The organism is Formosa sp. A9, assembly GCF_051200825.1.
GTDB lineage: Bacteria > Bacteroidota > Bacteroidia > Flavobacteriales > Flavobacteriaceae > Formosa.
This window is the reverse complement of record NZ_CP195158.1, coordinates 3,604,061-3,622,403: the sequence shown is the minus strand read 5'-3', so window position 1 is coordinate 3,622,403 and position 18,343 is coordinate 3,604,061. Positions and strand designations below refer to the sequence as shown.

General features: G+C 35.0%; 17 protein-coding genes and 1 tRNA gene. 8 read left to right on the top strand and 10 right to left on the bottom strand.

The window, feature by feature from the left end; genetic code table 11:
- Window positions 1-207: 207 nt before the first annotated feature.
- From ACR9EA_RS15890 to ACR9EA_RS15875, 4 genes are all read right to left on the bottom strand, one after another.
- Window positions 208-2,193: a T9SS type A sorting domain-containing protein gene (locus ACR9EA_RS15890; protein WP_435135256.1), complete on the bottom strand. Its 1,986-nt coding sequence runs from the start codon at window positions 2,191-2,193 to the stop codon at window positions 208-210.
- A 206-nt stretch (window positions 2,194-2,399) separates the two neighbouring features.
- Complete coding sequence (gene pth / locus ACR9EA_RS15885; RefSeq protein ID WP_435135253.1) at window positions 2,400-2,966, bottom strand: aminoacyl-tRNA hydrolase; 567 nt, start codon at window positions 2,964-2,966, stop codon at window positions 2,400-2,402.
- A 140-nt stretch (window positions 2,967-3,106) separates the two neighbouring features.
- Window positions 3,107-3,721 carry a 50S ribosomal protein L25/general stress protein Ctc gene (locus ACR9EA_RS15880; RefSeq protein ID WP_435135250.1) on the bottom strand — a complete coding sequence of 205 codons (615 nt, stop codon included), beginning with the start codon at window positions 3,719-3,721 and terminating at the stop codon, window positions 3,107-3,109.
- Window positions 3,722-3,744: 23 nt separating this feature from the next.
- Window positions 3,745-4,686 carry a ribose-phosphate pyrophosphokinase gene (locus ACR9EA_RS15875; protein ID WP_435135248.1) on the bottom strand — a complete coding sequence of 314 codons (942 nt, stop codon included), beginning with the start codon at window positions 4,684-4,686 and terminating at the stop codon, window positions 3,745-3,747.
- 155 nt (window positions 4,687-4,841) lie between these two features.
- Between ACR9EA_RS15875 and ACR9EA_RS15870 the strand changes: the two genes are divergently transcribed.
- Window positions 4,842-4,923: transfer RNA gene (locus tag ACR9EA_RS15870), tRNA-Leu, on the top strand.
- Between the two features lie 66 nt (window positions 4,924-4,989).
- Here ACR9EA_RS15870 and ACR9EA_RS15865 read toward each other — a convergent pair.
- Window positions 4,990-5,514: a hypothetical protein gene (locus ACR9EA_RS15865; protein WP_435135245.1), complete on the bottom strand. Its 525-nt coding sequence runs from the start codon at window positions 5,512-5,514 to the stop codon at window positions 4,990-4,992.
- Between the two features lie 430 nt (window positions 5,515-5,944).
- Between ACR9EA_RS15865 and ACR9EA_RS15860 the strand changes: the two genes are divergently transcribed.
- Window positions 5,945-6,364, top strand: a complete 420-nt coding sequence (locus ACR9EA_RS15860; RefSeq protein ID WP_435135242.1) for a DUF2147 domain-containing protein — start codon at window positions 5,945-5,947, stop codon at window positions 6,362-6,364.
- A gap of 83 nt (window positions 6,365-6,447) precedes the next feature.
- Here ACR9EA_RS15860 and ACR9EA_RS15855 read toward each other — a convergent pair whose 3' ends face one another.
- Entirely contained in the window at window positions 6,448-6,807 is a 360-nt protein-coding gene (locus tag ACR9EA_RS15855; RefSeq protein ID WP_435135239.1) for a DUF2200 domain-containing protein, read from the bottom strand.
- A gap of 140 nt (window positions 6,808-6,947) precedes the next feature.
- Here ACR9EA_RS15855 and ACR9EA_RS15850 point away from each other — a divergent pair, with 140 nt between their 5' ends.
- From ACR9EA_RS15850 to ACR9EA_RS15840, 3 genes are all read left to right on the top strand, one after another.
- Window positions 6,948-7,535: a HupE/UreJ family protein gene (locus tag ACR9EA_RS15850; protein ID WP_435135237.1), complete on the top strand. Its 588-nt coding sequence runs from the start codon at window positions 6,948-6,950 to the stop codon at window positions 7,533-7,535.
- A 160-nt stretch (window positions 7,536-7,695) separates the two neighbouring features.
- Window positions 7,696-8,127, top strand: coding sequence for a deoxycytidylate deaminase (locus ACR9EA_RS15845; protein WP_435135235.1), 432 nt, complete (start codon window positions 7,696-7,698; stop codon window positions 8,125-8,127).
- Window positions 8,127-9,716: a S41 family peptidase gene (locus tag ACR9EA_RS15840; protein ID WP_435135233.1), complete on the top strand. Its 1,590-nt coding sequence runs from the start codon at window positions 8,127-8,129 to the stop codon at window positions 9,714-9,716. The genes ACR9EA_RS15845 and ACR9EA_RS15840 overlap by 1 nt, the downstream gene beginning before the upstream one ends.
- A gap of 16 nt (window positions 9,717-9,732) precedes the next feature.
- On the opposite strand, the gene ACR9EA_RS15835 is transcribed toward ACR9EA_RS15840, so the two are convergent.
- Together ACR9EA_RS15835 and ACR9EA_RS15830 are read right to left on the bottom strand one after the other, a co-directional pair.
- Window positions 9,733-9,936 (bottom strand): hypothetical protein, encoded by a 204-nt coding sequence (locus ACR9EA_RS15835; protein WP_435135230.1) that lies wholly within the window; start codon window positions 9,934-9,936, stop codon window positions 9,733-9,735.
- 2 nt (window positions 9,937-9,938) lie between these two features.
- A complete protein-coding gene (locus tag ACR9EA_RS15830) occupies window positions 9,939-10,520 on the bottom strand; it encodes a MarC family protein (protein WP_435135227.1) in 582 nt (193 codons plus the stop codon).
- Window positions 10,521-10,611: 91 nt separating this feature from the next.
- Here ACR9EA_RS15830 and ACR9EA_RS15825 point away from each other — a divergent pair, with 91 nt between their 5' ends.
- Complete coding sequence (locus tag ACR9EA_RS15825; RefSeq protein ID WP_435135224.1) at window positions 10,612-11,178, top strand: DUF3109 family protein; 567 nt, start codon at window positions 10,612-10,614, stop codon at window positions 11,176-11,178.
- On the opposite strand, the gene ACR9EA_RS15820 is transcribed toward ACR9EA_RS15825, so the two are convergent.
- Together ACR9EA_RS15820 and ACR9EA_RS15815 are read right to left on the bottom strand one after the other, a co-directional pair.
- Window positions 11,179-13,176 carry a tetratricopeptide repeat protein gene (locus ACR9EA_RS15820; RefSeq protein ID WP_435135221.1) on the bottom strand — a complete coding sequence of 666 codons (1,998 nt, stop codon included), beginning with the start codon at window positions 13,174-13,176 and terminating at the stop codon, window positions 11,179-11,181.
- Window positions 13,176-13,910, bottom strand: a complete 735-nt coding sequence (locus ACR9EA_RS15815; RefSeq protein ID WP_435135218.1) for a LytR/AlgR family response regulator transcription factor — start codon at window positions 13,908-13,910, stop codon at window positions 13,176-13,178. The genes ACR9EA_RS15820 and ACR9EA_RS15815 overlap by 1 nt, the downstream gene beginning before the upstream one ends.
- 614 nt (window positions 13,911-14,524) lie before the next feature.
- Here ACR9EA_RS15815 and ACR9EA_RS15810 point away from each other — a divergent pair.
- A complete protein-coding gene (locus ACR9EA_RS15810) occupies window positions 14,525-15,505 on the top strand; it encodes a ribonucleotide-diphosphate reductase subunit beta (RefSeq protein ID WP_435135216.1) in 981 nt (326 codons plus the stop codon).
- A 142-nt stretch (window positions 15,506-15,647) separates the two neighbouring features.
- On the top strand, window positions 15,648-18,137 hold the full coding sequence (locus tag ACR9EA_RS15805; protein ID WP_435135213.1) for a ribonucleoside-diphosphate reductase subunit alpha: 2,490 nt from the start codon (window positions 15,648-15,650) through the stop codon (window positions 18,135-18,137).
- The last annotated feature ends 206 nt before the right edge of the window (window positions 18,138-18,343 follow it).

Below are 18,343 nucleotides of genomic sequence, written 5' to 3'. Positions count from 1 at the left end.
GAAAGTTTCAAAACAGGTAGAATAACATATCTTATGAATTAAAATGTTCGACTCTAACATGGATCTTTTACAAAGAGACAGGTTAGAAAGTAGTTTTTAAACGATGTATAATTGTTTTCGAAACTATAAACCAGTGAAGCTATCTTAAACAAAAAAGCCAGATTGAGGAAGACTCAATCTGGCTTTTATTATATCTAAAAGGACTTGTTATTCCTTAATGAATGGTAAAGATACTGTGTTAGCTCCTTTAGAAACTTTTATAAAATACATACCATTTTTTAATTCCGATGTACCAATGTTTAAATCGGCAGTCGAGTGGATTTGCTTTTGTTTTACTAATTGACCCAACATGTTGTAAATCGCAAACTGTGTTGGCAACTCGCTAGAATTGCTTACCTTAAGGTTTAAGTTGCTTCTTGTAGGGTTAGGGTATAGGCTTATACCGTTAGCAAATTCTTTATTGTCTACACTTAATGTTCTGGTAGAGATGTTTACACGTTCTTCTAAAGCAAATTCAGCTCCAGAGAAAATAACAGTACCATCGTCTGCAGTTAGGGTGTAATAACCTTCTCCGTTTGTACAACAAAGACCATTAGCACCAGAATCGTAAATTACAAAAGTGTAACATTGGTCAAGATCTACTTCGAAAGATTTTTTAACAGTAAAGTTACCCCAGTAGTTTCCACCACCACGTTCTATAACGTCTCCGTTACCATCTAAGAATTCCCAAGAAGTTTCACTACCTTCTTTGTCGGTTTTTAATTCTAAATTAATTACCGATGTAGAAGCGTAAGCACTCGTCATTTTAAAATCTTGAGATATTTCGTTATTACATGATCTGTTATCTTCTTTTCCGTTAGGTTGAGAAACAGAAACCGTATAGGTGAATTCACCACCAAGTACATTAACTCCTGGTAAGTCTATTAGTTGCGAAGCCCCTGGAGCTATAGTGCCAGTCCAATTATAATCTGATGAAGTCCCGTTGTCAACTTCAGAAGTAATCACTAAAGAGTTTAATGGCGTAGTTCCGAAGTTTGTGATGTCTACAGTAGCAATAACCTCTGTACCACATGATGGAATATCGATGCTAGATAAAGCAATGCTAGGGTCGTTATCTACAGGTGTAGGCTCTTCATCTTTGTTAGATGTTGCAAGACCAGAACGTCTAGGAGAGTTCTCTAGAACGGTTAAAATACGTTCTTTTTGGCCTTCAGTAAAAATGTTCATACACTCGTCGTTAGTGTAGTCCATATAGTTCTGTACCATGTCGTAAAGCGGTTCTGTTTCGCCTTCTTCTGTACAAGTATCTATAACAGGGCATCCTCTGTTTGGTTGCGATGCTAAAGGTGTATCTGTAACATAATCGTCTACAGAACAACCGCCGTCGCCCCAAATGTGGCGTAAACCTAAATAGTGACCTACTTCGTGAGTCATAGTTCTACCGTGGTTGTAAGGTGCAGTTAAGTGAAAAGTTCCGTCGTCGTAATCAACGCTACCAAAAGAGTTGAATCTACAAACTACACCATCAGAACTTGCAGGGCCCATATCGTTATTTAAACCACCTAAACCAGAGTCAGAAGGGAATTGTGCATAGCCTAATAAGTCTGTTCTTGTAAAAATGATAGACCACATGTTCATATACTGTTCTGGATCCCAAATAGTGCTTGGTTTTACAACAGCGTCGATGTCTGCTTCGCTCCAGCTTTCTTTACCCATGTTAACACGGTTAATACCATTAGTAGGACAGCCGTCTGGTGTTTGCTTTGCTAATACAAATTCTATACCTACATCTGCTCCAACAGCGCTATCGTTATAACCTGGAGTGCCCATCATACGTCTAAAATCTTCAGTCATTACAGTTAGTTGCGACTGTACTTGGCTGTCTGTAATGTTTTCGTCTACACCGTAGGCATCACCATCGTGAATAACGTGTACAACTACAGGAATTTGAATGATGTTGTCTTCAACACGGCCCATTGCTTTTTTTGCTCTAAACTCTTTAATTTTAGGAGCTAGCCAGTTTTCGAATTGCGCGTCGTTTAAACGTTTTGGATTGTTGGAACGTAATCTGTTTTCAGCATCTACGAAGCCACATTGTTCTCCTTCTGCAGGAGATAAATTCTGATTTTGCGCATTTACGCCTACAGAAAATAGTGCGTATAATGCGAAAAATTTAATAGTAAAAAATTTCATTTATAATTGTGTATTAGGGGATAATGGCGGCAAATATATTGGATTTAAGCGATAATAAGGCGGGTGCAGCTTATTTTTTTGACAAATAAAATGTTAATGTAATTTTTTTACTTGTTTTTTATCAATTATTTATTTCGATGCATAAAAATTAAAATAAATATATTCCAGATGTTAAGTAGAACTATTTTATTCCAAGAAGAATTGTGTTATTTGCCATTAAAGGCATTCATGGTGCGGCTTACACCTGCGGTCCCAAACGATTTAATAAGGGCTACAGATTGGTTTAAGCGTTCTTCCATAATCAAGTTTTCTTCGGTAGACCATTCCCCTAAAACATAGTCTATTTGTTTGCCTTTGCTAAAGCTGTTGCTAATGCCAAACCTGAACCTGTTGTATGCTGTTGTTTGTAATTTATCTTGAATGTCTTTAAGGCCATTATGCCCACCGTCGCTGCCTTTGGTTTTTAAGCGTATGCTGCCAAAAGGTAAATTAAGGTCGTCTGTAATAACAAGTAAGTGTTCTAAAGGTATTTTTTCTTTAGTTAGCCAGTATTGTACTGCTTTCCCGCTTAAATTCATGTACGTATTTGGCTTTAGTAAAATAAAGGTGCGTCCTTTAAATTTGTAAGTAGTTATATCGCCTAGTTTTTCGGTTTCGAAGGTTAAATTTTCTTGTTTGGCTAATTGGTCTAAAATTTTAAAACCGATATTATGTCTGGTGTTTTCGTACTTTTCGCCAATATTTCCTAAGCCAACTATTAAAAATTTTTTCATGGGTTGTGTTTCTGAAGTGTTCGTAATGCTTTTTTTGTGCTTAAAAAGAAAGTTGAACATGAGCTGCGTATTTTAGGTTAAAATAAAAAAAGCATCCTGAATGAACAGCATGCTTTTTATTATTTTAGAATACGTTTAGATTATTCTTGTGCAGTTGCTTCTGCTTCTGCAGTTTCATCTTCATCTTCTTCGTCTTCTACGTTCATAGATGCTCTAGAACGTCTTACTTGACATACCACAGTGTTGTCTGGGTGCATGAACTTGTAAGCATCGTTTTCTAACGATGTGATGTATAATTTACCACCAATTTTAAGCGGAGTAATATCTGCTTCGATTAAATCTGGTAAGTTAGCTGGTAATGCTTTTACTCTTAAGCTACGTTTGTTTTTACGTAATACACCACCGTTTCTTACACCACGAGAGTTACCAACAAAAGCTACAGGAATATCCATAGAAATTTCTTTGTCGTCGAATAACTGATAAAAATCGATGTGTAAGATTTTGTCTGTTACTGGGTGAAACTGAATGTCTTGCATAACAGCATTGTAAGTTTCGCCACCTTCTAAAGCAATCACAACAGTATGCGCATTAGGCGTGTATACTAATTTTGAGAAAGCTAATTCATCTGCAGAGAAATGTACTGGCTTATCTCCTCCGTATAATACGCAAGGAACCTGACCAGCATTACGTAAGGCTTTTGTTACTTTTTTGCCCACGCTTTCTCTTTGAGATCCGTTGATTGTAATTGATTTCATGTTTATTTATATTAAGTATTAAATTACATTAAAAATTTAGAACTGATAGATTTGTTGTAGTGTACGTTTTGCATAACACCAGCAAACAAATCGGCACAGGTAAGTACTCTTACTTTATTGCTTTGTTGCCTTAGCGGTATAGAGTCTGTTACTATTAATTCTTCTAGTTTAGAATTTTCTAGTTTTTCGTAAGCATTACCCGATAAAATGGCGTGTGTACAAATGGCTCTAACGCTTTTAGCACCACGTTCCATCATTAGGTCTGCTGCTTTGGTTAGTGTACCTGCAGTATCTACCATATCGTCTACTAACACCACATTTTTATCGGTTACATCGCCAATAAGTTCCATGTAAGAAATAACATTGGCTTTAGCACGTTGTTTATAACAAATTACCACATCGCTTTCTAAAGCTTTAGAATAGGCATAAGCTCTTTTAGAACCTCCCATATCTGGCGATGCAATGGTTAGGTTGTCTAGGTTAAGCGACTTTAGGTATGGTAAAAAGATGGTTGAAGCAAAAAGGTGATCGACAGGTTTTTCGAAAAAACCTTGAATTTGATCGGCATGAAGGTCCATAGTGATAATACGAGTAGCACCTGCAGTTTCTAACATTTTCGCTACTAATTTAGCAGCAATAGGTACTCTTGGTTTGTCTTTACGGTCTTGTCTTGCCCAACCAAAATAAGGTAAAACCGCAGTAATGTGTCTTGCAGATGCGCGTTTGGCAGCATCAATCATTAACAACATTTCCATTAAATTTTCTGGTCCAGGATGTGTAGAGCCAATAATAAAAATGCGCGTGCCTCTAATAGATTCTTCGTACGAGGGTTGGAATTCTCCGTCGCTGTACGTCGAGGTAATTACGTTTCCTAAGTGGGTCCCGTAGGCTGCAGCAATTTTTTCGGCTAAATCCCTACTGGCTTCACAGGTAAAAATTTTAGCTTCTGTATAAACATTACGCATGGTAACTTGTTGTTTTTAAGTGAGAAACACTACTGGTTTTTAAATTGGGTGCAAATTTAGGGATTTATTTTAACTTGAAAAGAATATTGTTGCTGAATTTTTAGGAAGTTTACATAAAATTAAATTATTTTTGCAGTCCCATTACGAATTCGTTTGCTCAAGTGGCGGAATTGGTAGACGCGCTGGATTCAAAATCCAGTTTCTTCGGAAGTGTGGGTTCGATTCCCACCTTGAGTACGTGTAAAGCCTGTGGTTCTTTGAATTACAGGCTTTTTTAATTAAATCAGTAACATTTACAACGAATCAATTATTACAAGTTGCTAGTATAAATTTTAGATTAGCATGCTCAAACGATTCTAAATAAGCTTTTTGTTTTTTTCGTTTACTATTACCGATAAATTGAAAATCTTCATTGGATGTAGAATACACGAGTTGTAAGTCTCTTTTAGATTTATAATAATTAAGATGCCAAACTAGCTTTTCTAACTTCACACGCACTTGAATAATCGAATCTGGAGGAAAACCATTATACTTACCATAAATATAGGTTCCTTTATAATCTTCATTTAATTTTTCTACTGATTCTATAAAAAGCTCTTTAAGATTAATATCAATATTTCTAAATGTATAACCTAATTTATAGTTTCCTGTTGTTTGACTCTGGAGTGCATTGCTTTCATCGTCCCAAATAAAATATATTGTTTTTTTGCAATCTATTTGTGACGATAGTTTTTTAATTTCTTTATGAGATTTACAACTTAGTAGACTAAATAAAACTATTATTAGTGCTGAATATGCCTTAATGTTTAATAAATTCTTTTTATACATTTTTTATAAATGTGAATGTAAGTAATACTATTTTTTTTTAATGGCAGCTAATATAATCCTTCATTTAATAGATTGCTAAATTTTCCGAATAGAAACTGATTTGTCTTCATTGTCTAATCATCTACAATTTTTCAGTGCATAATGTTTAAGTTTTAGGAAATCATATCTAGTTTAAGTTATGAATGTATAACGTTGGCTAATGTTTTGAGATGGTTTTGAATTTTAGTAAAAAAAGTACAAGCCTTGAGTTTGTGTAAAGCCTGTTAATCTTTCGATTTTCAGGCTTTTTTGTTTGATTGCTTTTAATGAAGGAGTGAGTTGTGAAAAAATATTGTAATTTGCCTTCGGCTGCTTAGCTTATAAAATAAATTAAAACGGTCTAAAGAGGTGTAGTAGCTGAAGATATAATATTAAAACAAACAGGAAGCTAATGAAACATTTTGTATTATTTTTATTAATGACGTTTACCGCAGTTGTAAACGCACAAGGTATTGTTGGTAAGTGGGAAACTTTCGACGATAAAACCAAAGAAAAAAAAGCACTTGTAGACATTTACGAATCTAATGGTTTGTATTATGCTAAAATAATCGATAAATATGTTGGCGACCCTAATTCGCGTTGCGAAAAGTGCGAAGGTGCTAAAAAAGATAAACCTATAATAGGGTTGGTCATTATTGAAGATCTTAAAAAGGATGATGACGAGTATAACGAAGGTACTATTCTAGATCCGGAATCGGGCGATGTGTACAGTTGTTACTTAAAATTGGTAGACGATAATAAGCTTAAAGTGAGAGGTTTTTTAGGTGTGTCTATTTTGGGACGAACGCAATATTGGATTAGAAAACAATAAAATATAAACATCGAAAAAATCGCATTAATCTAAACTTTAGGTTAATGCGATTTTTTTTTTTTTGATATGTAATCTGATTTAGTTTAGCGTAAAATTTTTTCCATTTTACGACCTTTAGCTAATTCATCTACTAATTTGTCTAGGTATCTTGCTTGCTTTGTTAATGGTGTTGTTATGTCTTCTATACGGTAGCCGCAAATACTGCCGGTTATTAAATGCGCATTAGGGTTAAGGGTGGCTTTGCTGAAAAACGTTTCGAAAGTCGCTTTTTCCAAAATTAATTGTTGCAGGTCTTCGTTGTTAAATCCGGTTAACCAGGTAATAACTTCGTGGAGTTCTTCAACGGTGCGCCCTTTCTTTTCAACTTTTGCAACATAATGCGGGTACACAGAAGCAAAAGTTAATTTAGCAATTCGGTCGTCGTGTTTTTTGGTTGTAGTCATTTTTTGTTACAATTATTGTTAAGACTTTATTCTCATGTTTTATAAATACAAATATCGTATTAAATATTAAATTTGTGCGTTGAGTGAAATGGTGTATAATATTTAAAACTCAATTTATAAACTTCCAAGATTCCCTAATTATGCTAGACGATTTTTTATTTTATGTTCAATATGGTGTAAACCATGTGTTAGATATTAATGGTTACGACCATATTTTGTTTTTAATGGTGTTAACCGTACCATACGTTTTTAAAGACTGGAAGCGTGTTTTGGTTTTAGTGTCGTTATTTACTTTAGGGCATACCTTGTCTTTAGTTTTAGCAGCTTACGATATTGTAAAAATTAATGGGGCTTTGGTTGAGTTGTTAATTCCGATTACCATTTTAATTATGGCTGTTTTTAATGTATTTACTGCAGGTAAAACGCAGCAAAAGGGTGTTGGTGTTTTATTGCTATCGGCATTGTTTTTTGGTATAATTCATGGTTTAGGTTTTGCGCGCGAGTTTCATTTGTTAGTGGGTAATTCTAGTAATAAACTATTGCCGCTTATCGAGTTTGCCTTAGGTATAGAGATTGCACAGGTAATTATCGTTTTTGTGGTGCTGTTTTTCAGTTATGTTATGCAAACGGTTTTTCGTTTTTCAAAACGCGATTGGGTATTGGTATTGTCATCTATAGTAATTGGTTTGGTTATTCCTATGATTTTAGAAAACGAATTGGTAGTGTAAATCGATAAGTTTTGTAAAAAATTTAACGGTTTGCCATTGTAATTAAAATAACAACCACCTATCTTCGTTATTAAGTTCTTAGTAATAGAAGATTACACACGCAATTAAAGCGGTGTTGTATGTAAAAGTAGTATCCATTTAAAATATCCACATTAATTTAATGCCCAAAAAGAAACAGCTTAAGTACGATAAAGCCTATTTACGAATTGCCAAAGAATGGGGAAAACTATCCTTTTGTGAGCGCAAGCAAGTTGGGGCATTAATTGTAAAGGATAGAATGATTATTTCTGATGGATATAACGGTACGCCAACTGGATTCGAAAATTTTTGCGAAGACGAAGAAGGGTATACCAAATGGTATGTGCTGCACGCCGAAGCGAATGCTATATTAAAGGTTGCGGCCTCTACACAATCTTGTAAGGGAGCTACTTTGTATATTACTTTATCTCCTTGCAAGGAGTGTAGTAAACTTATCCATCAGGCAGGTATAGTGCGTGTCGTGTATTGTCAAGAATATAAAGATAATTCAGGATTGCTCTTTCTAAAAAAAGCAGGTATAGAAATAGAATATATTGAAGATTTAACCGCGTAATGGCTCTTAAGAAAAAATATTTACCACTAATAATTGGTGCTGCAGTTGCGGCAGGAATTTATATTGGAGGTAAATTAAATTTCGCCGACCAGTCTAATAGATTATTTACTGCAAATAGCAATAAAGATAAGTTAAATCGGCTTATAGATTATATAGATTACGAGTATGTAGATAATGTAAATACCGATAGTATTGTAGATGTAACAGTAAACGGTATTTTAGAAAATTTAGACCCACATTCGGTATATATTCCAAGAGAAGATATGGAGCGCGTTTCGGAAAATATGAAAGGTGACTTTGTTGGGATTGGGGTTCATTTTTATACGTATAAAGACACCGTAACGGTTATTCGTGCAGTTGAGGGCGGCCCTAGCGATAAAGCTGGCATTTTAGGTGGCGATCGTATTATTTACGCGAATGGCGATTCGCTGTTTGGAAAACACATTAATAATGTCGACATCGTAAACCGTTTAAAAGGGAATATAAATACCGATGTAGATTTGAAAGTTTTCAGAAAAGATACCGGCGAGATATTAGATTTTAAAGTTACTCGAGATATTATTCCCATAAAAAGTGTCGATGCTGGTTATATGCTAACTGAGACCTTAGGTTATATAAAAATCAATCGCTTTGCAGAAAGTACTTTTAATGAATTTAAATCGGCGCTCACTAAATTAAAGCAAGCTGGGGCTAAAGAAATTGCATTGGATTTAAGAGATAATCCGGGTGGGTTTTTGGCTGTTGCCGAAGCTATAGTCGATGAGTTTTTAGAAGATGATAAACTGATTCTGTTTACAAAAAATAAAAGTGGTGCCATAGAAAAGAGTTATGCAACAGAGGCAGGCGATTTCGAAACTGGCGAGGTGTACGTGTTAATTAACGAAAACTCGGCTTCGGCTAGCGAGATAGTGGCTGGCGCGCTTCAGGATAACGATAAAGGGACTATAGTGGGTAGGCGTTCTTATGGTAAAGGTTTGGTGCAGCGCGAAATGGAGTTGGGAGACGGCAGTGCGGTACGCTTAACCGTGTCGCGTTATTATACGCCTACAGGCCGATCTATACAAAGGCCATATTCCAACGGGAATAAAGATTATTACGACGAGTATTTTGAAAGATTAGATAGTGGTGAGTTGATAGATCCCGAAAAAATAAAAGTGTCTGATTCTTTAAAATTTACAACTCCTAAAGGAAAAATTGTTTATGGTGGCGGGGGTATAATTCCAGATGTTTTTGTGCCATTAGATACAAATATGCAAAACGAAACGTTGTTGTTTTTAGAACATCGTGGCTTTATAAGTTATTTTATTTTTGAAGAGCTAGAGCAAGATCGCCACTTGTACGATAATTATAGTCGACAAGATTTTATAAATGATTTTAAAGTAAGCGACGACTTGGTGATTAAGTTTCAGGACTACCTAAATATTAGAACACAATCTACGATTACTTTTGTGGCTTATCACGAAGAAGTGAAACAATACTTAAAAGCTACCATTGCCGACCAGTTATTTGGTAAAGGTGCCTTTACAGAAGTTATCAATTCAACCGACGATATGGTAAACGAGGTTATTAAACTTAATAGCCAAAAGTAAATCATCAATAGATGAGTTACTTTTTGTTTTTGTAGCGTTCCTCTATGCGTTTAGAGGTGTTTAAAATAAGTAGTAACACAACGGCGCAAAGTAAGGCCATTATGGTTATTAAGGCTACAATGCTATCGTTGCCAAAAGGATCGTTAAAATCTATTTGCGTGGTGTTAAATGCTATAAGCCCAAGAGCAATTACAGCAAGTATTATTGTAAGTATTTTCATAATTAAATAAATAAGGCTTTAATATTATGTGCAAATAATTTTACAGCTATCGCAAGTAAAATCACTCCAAAAACTTTCCGAATAATATTAATTCCGTTTTGACCTATTAAACGCTCTATGGTTGCCGAAGTTTTTAAAACAATATAAATAATTATTACGTTTACTATTACGGCAACAATAATGTTTTCTATCTTAAACTCTGCGCGTAACGATAGTAAGGTGGTTAAACTTCCAGGTCCGGCAATTAAAGGGAAGGCTAACGGAAATACAGAAGCCGTCATCGCGCTATTTTCATCTTCTTTATAAAGGGTTATTCCTAAAATCATTTCTAGGGCTATAAAGAATAAAATAAACGAACCTGCTACCGCAAAACTATTTACCCCAATGCCAATAAGTGACAGAATATTTTTTCCTAAAAACAGAAAAATAATCATAATTACACCAGCAATTATAGAGGCTTTTTCGCTCTGAATATGACCTACTTTTTTGCGTAAATCTATTACAATAGGTATGTTGCCAACAATATCTATTACGGCAAATAAAATCATGAAGGCGGTAAAAATTTCTTTCGCGTTTAAATCCATAGCTTTATGGGTTTTAAATTTTGGGCAAATGTAGTAGATTATAAATGTTTAATGATGTAAAATAAATAGAAAGTTTCTCTATTTTTGCAGCATGTTTCAGTTAGGAAAGACCATAGTTTCGGAAGAAATCATCGAGAAAGATTTCGTTTGTAATTTAACCGCTTGTAAAGGGGCGTGTTGTATTGATGGCGATGCAGGAGCACCTTTAGAACAAGATGAGGTTACTATTTTAGAGGAAATTTATCCTAAGGTGAAACCTTTTTTGCGTCCAGAAGGTATCGCGGCAATAGCTAGTCAAGGAACCTCTATTGTTACCGAAGACGGCGAGTTTGAAACCCCGTTAATAGATGGCGCCGATTGTGCATACGTAATTTTTGATACTAAAGGCACGGCGCTTTGTGGTATTGAAGAGGCGTATAATCGAGGGGAAATAGATTGGAAAAAACCAGTGTCTTGCCACCTTTATCCTATTCGTGTTAAAGATTTTACAGAGTTTTCGGCGGTAAATTACGATCGCTGGCATATTTGCGACGATGCTTGTACTTTAGGTAAAGAGTTGCAAGTGCCAATTTATAAATTCGTAAAAGCCGCGTTAATACGAAAGTTTGGCGAAGATTGGTATTTAGAGCTCGAAAAAGTAGCTGCTACCTATAAATAATTAGGTTTTGCTATAGTTAGGTATAGGTATGTGTAGTGTAACCTTTGTGCCTCGCGGTCTGTTTTTGTCGTTGTATAAATCTTCAATATCAAATTTGTAATCGTTAGCGAAACGTTTAGAGAAATTTGCTAATCTAGCCTTGGTAATGGCAATACCTACAGATTTTCGTTTTAAGACTTTTAAACTGTTTATTTTTTGAGATTCTTGCCTGCCAATTCCGTTATCTTCTATACTAATGTTTATATAGTTGTCGGTATCTTTATGTACGTGTAATTCTATTTTTTTATCATGTTTTTTAGATGACAGGCCGTGCCATAATGCATTTTCTAAGAAAGGTTGCAATATAAGCGAAGGTACTTTTATATTGGCGGTGTTAATGCCTTCGTCAACTTTTATTTTGAAGTCTATTTCGTTTTGAAATCTAATGTTTTCAATGTTTATGTAGAGCTTCATTGTGTCTAATTCTTCTTCTAAGGTCATCTCCTTTTCTGTAGAAGCGATAAGGATTTTGCGAATAAGTTTAGAGAATTTATTAAGGTAATAAACGGCTTTTTCTTTGTCGTTATTTATGATGTAAAGTTTGATGGAGTTTAGGGAGTTGAAGATGAAATGCGGGTTCATCTGACTTCTAAGCATGTCCTGTTCTAAAGTGATTATTTGTTTTTCTTGTTTTACTTGTCTGTGCCTAATTATGATGATGATCATGGTGGTGAACAACGAAATTAGAATGGCGGTATACCAGAATAATTTTTTGTTTCGCTCGAGTTTGTTTTTCACAATTTCGTTTTCATCAGAAAGCTCTTTAATCTGGTTGTTTTTAGACTCGTGTTCGTACTCTATAATTAAGTCGTTTACATAGTTTAAGTTGCGGTCGTTGGTAATACTTTCTTCGGCTTCTTTACTTTCTTTGTAATTGGTGTAGGCAATTTCGTAATTTCCAAGTTTAGATTGTAGTTCAGAGAGGTGTAAAAGTGCTTCCGCTGTAAACGTTTTAAGTTCGTAAGCTCTGGCAATTTGTAAACCTGTTTTTAAATTTTTTTCGGCTTCTGCATTGTCGTTTAGCTTTTCCTGTGTCCATCCTAAATTTATATAGGTTTGAGCGAGATAATATTGATCGCCTAATTGTAAAGCTTTGTTTAATGCATCGTTTAAAATAGAAAGTGATTGGTTGTAGTCGGCTTTTTTAATGTATACTTGGGCTATGGCATTGTAACAAATAACTCGGCCAATGTCGGAATTTAAGAGCTCGTTATATTCTAAAGAGGTTTGGTAGTTTTTAAGAGCTTTGTCTAACATGCCCTTGTGTTCTTGGGCAAAACCAATATTCTGGTAGTTTATGGCTAAACCAAGTCTGTTATTGGTTTTCTTTTCAATTTCTATAGAACGCTCGAATTGCTTCAGAGCTAAATCGTATTGCTGAAGTACCAAATATATATTACCCATACTATTTCTAGAAACCGCCATACTGTGTTCGAACTCAGGGTCTGGATTTGATTTAAATTTTTCGTTAGCTAAATCGTAGGCTTTTTTGTGGTAATCAAGTGCGGGTTTAATTAAGTCCATGCGTCGGTATACCACACCAAGCATGTTAAGTGCGATAACTTGCTGTACATCGTTATTGGCATCAACAGCTGCTTGTTCGGCGGCTTTGTAAGTGGTTATAGCTCTGTCGTACATAGATTTATTCCTGTAAATAGTGCCTAGGGCAGACAGGGCGTAACTCTTTACTTCGTTGTGATTGTTTTTGTTGGCGAGGTGTATTAAACGTTTCATTTTAACACTGTCTCTTTTGTCGCTATGAAAAAGGTCTTCTAAATCTCGGTATTTGTTTATGTTGTCGGAAAAGCTTTGTTCTATACGTGTTTCAAACGTGCTCTCGGTATCTTTATTCTGAGCAATAGAAGTTAAAGATGTGCATAGAAATGCTAGCCATAGAAATAGTGTATGGTAATGGTGTGATGTTGACGAATATGTTTTTAAAGGCGATGTGTTTATCATTATAATTTTTCCAGAAAGTCGGATTTACGTTGTCTGGCTACGGGAATTTTATGATTAGATTGCATGACCACATAGCTGTCGTTTTTAATAAATTCTTTTATTTTATTAAGGTTAACAATGTAGGAGTTGTGGATTCTGAAAAAGAAATGTTCGGGTAGAATGGCGTTGACTTCTTTAAGCTTTTTTGTGATTACTATTTTTTGTCCGTCCTTCAAGAAGATGGTACTGTAATTACCATCCGATTCTACAAAAAGGATGTCTTCCGAGTCTATAAAAATTAATTTTCCATCGGTATTTATGGTAATGCGATGAGTGTTGAATTTCTCGTTAAATTCGCTTAATACCTGTTCTATGTTTTTAAAATTATTGGATTTGGAGTTGTATTTTTTTACTTTTTGTAGTGTTTCTTTCAGGTCGTCTGAGTCTATCGGTTTTAATAAATAATCTATTGCCTCGTGTTTTAGGGCTTTTATGCCGTATTCGTTATAGGCTGTCGTGATAACTACTGCATAATCGCGGTTTTTTAACTGATCTAAAAACTGAAAACCGTCCATTGTTGGCATTTGTATGTCTAAAAACAAGCAATCTGGTGGGGTATTGTTAAGGTAGGTTATGGCGCTCTCTGGAGATGTAAAGTGCTGTATTACTTTAATTTCTTTGTTGAAATTATTGAGTTCCCATGTGAGGCTTTGGATGGCTTTGGGCTCGTCGTCTACAATAACTGCTTTTATCATAATCTAAAAAAATAGAAATATAAATATAATTGATTAATATAAATAGAATAACGGATAATGCTTGAAAATATTTTTTTTAGAATTGAGTTGCCGATTACACAATTTTTGAGGCCAACTATACATAAAAATATATTTTTTTATAGCTTTTAATGATATTTGAATAATAACTAAGCGCGAAATTGTAATAAATCGCGTAAAAATAAACCTGTAAAATGGTCTTTTGTAAAGATTAGGTAACTACATAATTATTGGAAAATTTTTAGTTAGTTTAGTTAATTATTGGGGAAAAAGAGAGTTCTGTGTAGAGCTCTCTTTTTTGTTTCGTGCAAATAACGATTTTCTTTTGTGTTAATGGTGTTAATGTCTTATGTGTAGGGGGTTTAGATGTTTTTATTTGTAAACTTTTTGTGATTTTAAAAAATACAATATACTGTTATTTAATGTGTTGAGTGTTTTTATTTGTAAACTTTTTATTGCTTAAAGAATATAGTGTTGTTAAAAACTTGTTGACAATGTTGATAAGTAACTCTTTCATTTTAGAGTGTATTTTTCAATATTTGTTAGCACAAGATTTCAAAAATCATTCGTCTAATAATCAATAAAAAACATAAATAATGTCTCAAACTACAGAACCAATTCTTCAAGAAAATAAAGATCGATTTGTTATTTTTCCAATTCAGCATCACGATATTTGGGAGTGGTACAAAAAATCTGAAGCCAGTTTTTGGACTGCCGAAGAAATAGATTTACATCAGGATATTTCGGACTGGAAAGATAAATTAAACGACGATGAGCGTTATTTTATTAAGCACATATTAGCCTTTTTTGCTGCTAGCGATGGTATTGTTAACGAAAATTTAGCCGAAAATTTTGTTAGCGAAGTGCAATATAGCGAGGCGAAATTCTTTTATGGTTTTCAAATCATGATGGAAAATATTCATAGCGAAACCTATTCACTTTTAATAGATACTTATGTGAAAGACGAGAAGGAGAAAGATATACTCTTCAAGGCTATAGAACATTTTTCTGCTATCAAAAAGAAAGCCGATTGGGCTTTAAAATGGATCGAGTCGCCTAGTTTTGCAGAGCGCTTAATCGCCTTTGCGGCGGTAGAAGGCATTTTCTTTTCGGGAGCATTTTGTTCGTTATTCTGGTTAAAAAAGCGTGGTTTAATGCCTGGTTTAACATTTTCTAACGAGTTGATATCTAGGGACGAAGGCGTGCATTGCGATTTTGCTGTACACTTACATAATCATCATTTAATAAATAAAGTGCCTAAGGCCAGAATTACAGAAATTTTGGTTGATGCTTTAAATATAGAACGTGAATTCATTACCGAATCGTTGCCTGTAAGTTTAATAGGAATGAATGCTAAATTAATGACGCAATATTTAGAATTTGTTACCGATAGATTATTAAGCGAATTAGATTGCGAAAAGGTGTATAACACCACCAATCCTTTCGATTTTATGGATATGATTTCGTTACAGGGTAAAACTAATTTCTTCGAAAAACGAGTATCCGAATATCAAAAAGCAGGGGTTTTAAACAAGGAAGAGGAGGAAGATAAGTTTAATTTCGACGCCGATTTTTAATTTCAAAATAACTTAAAAACAATACGCTTGCGGTTCTTGTCTTTTAGTCAGCAATCGCAACAAACGCAATAATTAATCCTATTAACTAACCATTTTGTTCTGATGGGTGTGTCAGGTCAAAAATAAAAACGTGTAAAATATTATGTATGTATTAAAAAGAGATGGACGAAAAGAGCCTATCATGTTCGATAAAATTACGGCTAGAGTAAGAAAACTGTGTTATGGTTTAAACGAGCTTGTAGATCCGGTAAAAGTTGCCATGAGGGTAATTGAAGGGCTTTACGACGGCGTAACAACTAGCGAATTAGATAATTTGGCTGCCGAGATTGCGGCTACCTTAACTACGGCACATCCTGATTATGCGCGATTGGCGGCACGAATTTCGGTTTCCAACCTACATAAAAATACCAAAAAGTCGTTTAGCGATGTTATGCACGATTTATACACCTATATAAATCCAAGAACAGGGCAGGAAGCTCCTTTGCTAGCCGACGATGTGTATCAGGTTATTATGGAGAATAAAGAACGTCTCGATTCTACTATTATTTATAATCGCGATTTTGGTTACGATTATTTCGGATTTAAAACCTTAGAACGGTCCTATCTTTTAAAATTAGACGGAAAAATAGCCGAGCGTCCACAACATATGTTAATGCGCGTGGCAATAGGTATTCATTTGACCGATTTAGACGCAGCGATAGAAACTTACGAGCTCATGTCTAAAAAGTATTTTACACACGCTACACCAACCTTGTTTAATGCAGGAACGCCTAAACCACAAATGTCGTCATGTTTCTTGTTAACAATGAAAGACGATAGTATAGATGGTATTTACGATACATTAAAGCAAACCGCAAAAATATCACAGTCGGCTGGAGGTATTGGTTTGGCTATACACAATGTGCGTGCTACAGGCAGTTATATTTCTGGTACTAACGGAACATCTAATGGTATTGTACCTATGTTAAGGGTGTTTAACGATACCGCGAGATATGTAGACCAAGGCGGAGGAAAGCGTAAGGGAAGTTTTGCTATGTATATAGAAACTTGGCATGCCGATATAATGGATTTTCTGGATTTGAAGAAAAACCATGGTAAAGAGGAAATGCGTGCTCGCGATTTGTTTTATGCTATGTGGATTTCGGATTTATTTATGAAACGTGTTCAGGAAGATGGACCGTGGACCTTAATGTGTCCTAACGAATGTCCTGGTTTAGACGAAGTGCATAGCGAAGCCTTTGAAGCTTTATATCTTAAATACGAAACCGAAGGTAAGGGTAGAAAAACTATCAAGGCGAGAGAACTTTGGGAGAAAATTCTGGAATCGCAAATCGAAACAGGAACGCCTTATATGTTGTATAAAGATGCGGCTAACCGTAAATCTAACCAGCAAAACCTGGGCACTATTCGTTCATCTAATTTATGTACCGAAATTTTAGAATATACAGCTCCAGACGAAGTGGCTGTGTGTAATTTAGCGTCTATCGCCTTGCCGATGTTTGTTAAAAACGGCACTTTCGATCATAAAGAATTGTTCAGAATTACTAAACGCGTTACTAAAAACTTAAACCGTGTAATCGACAGAAACTATTATCCGGTTAAAGAAGCGGAATACTCTAACATGCGTCATAGACCAATAGGTTTAGGCGTGCAGGGCTTGGCCGATACGTTTATCAAGTTGCGTTTGCCTTTTACAAGCGACGAAGCCAAAAAGCTTAATCAGGATATTTTCGAAACCTTATATTTTGCAGCGGTTACAGCAAGTATGGAAGAGGCTAAAAACGATGGCCCGTATAAAACCTACAAGGGTTCCCCAATTAGTAAGGGAGAATTTCAGTACAATCTTTGGGGCTTAACAGAGAAAGATTTAAGCGGACTTTGGGATTGGGATAAATTACGAAATGAGGTGTTGGAGCATGGTGTGAGAAACTCTTTATTAGTGGCGCCTATGCCAACAGCTTCAACGTCGCAGATTTTAGGGAATAACGAGTGTTTTGAACCGTATACATCGAATATTTATACGCGTCGCGTGTTGTCGGGAGAGTTTATAGTGGTAAACAAGCATTTGTTGGAAGATCTTGTAGATTTAGGATTGTGGAACGAAGCGTTAAAACAAGACATCATGCGCGCCAATGGTTCTATTCAAAATATAGAAAATATCCCTCAAGATATTAAAGATTTGTATAAAACCGTTTGGGAATTGAGCATGAAAGATATTATAGATATGTCTCGCCAACGAGGTTATTTTATAGATCAGTCGCAATCTTTAAATTTATTTATGGAAGGCGCTACCATGGCTAAGTTAACTTCTATGCATTTTTATGCTTGGAAGAGCGGTTTAAAAACAGGAATGTATTATTTAAGAACCAAAAGTGCGGTAGATGCAATTAAATTTACTTTAGATAATAGCAAAAAAGCAGCGCCTGTTACCAATACCGTTGCCACAGATAAAGTAGAGGAGCCTGTTGTAGCTTATCAAAAAGAAAAAGCAGAACAAACTGCAGTTAAGTTTGCTAAAGAAACTAACGAAAAAGATATAAATGTCGAGCCGATGTCGCCAGAAGAAATGAAAGCGCTTATAGCTCAAGCTAAAGCGTCGGAAGGCGATGATTGCTTAATGTGTGGTTCGTAATAGAAATACTTGTTCGATAATTGTTTAAAAAAAGAGGCTGTCTAAAAGTTAATTTTTCGTCATTCTGTGCTTTACACAGAATCTCATCATATTGAAAATCAACAATTATGAGAATCTGAAATAAATTCAGATTGACGAAAAATTAACTTTTAGACAGCCTCTTTTTTATGCTTTAATATTTAGGTGTTTTTTTTAATGTAATGGTC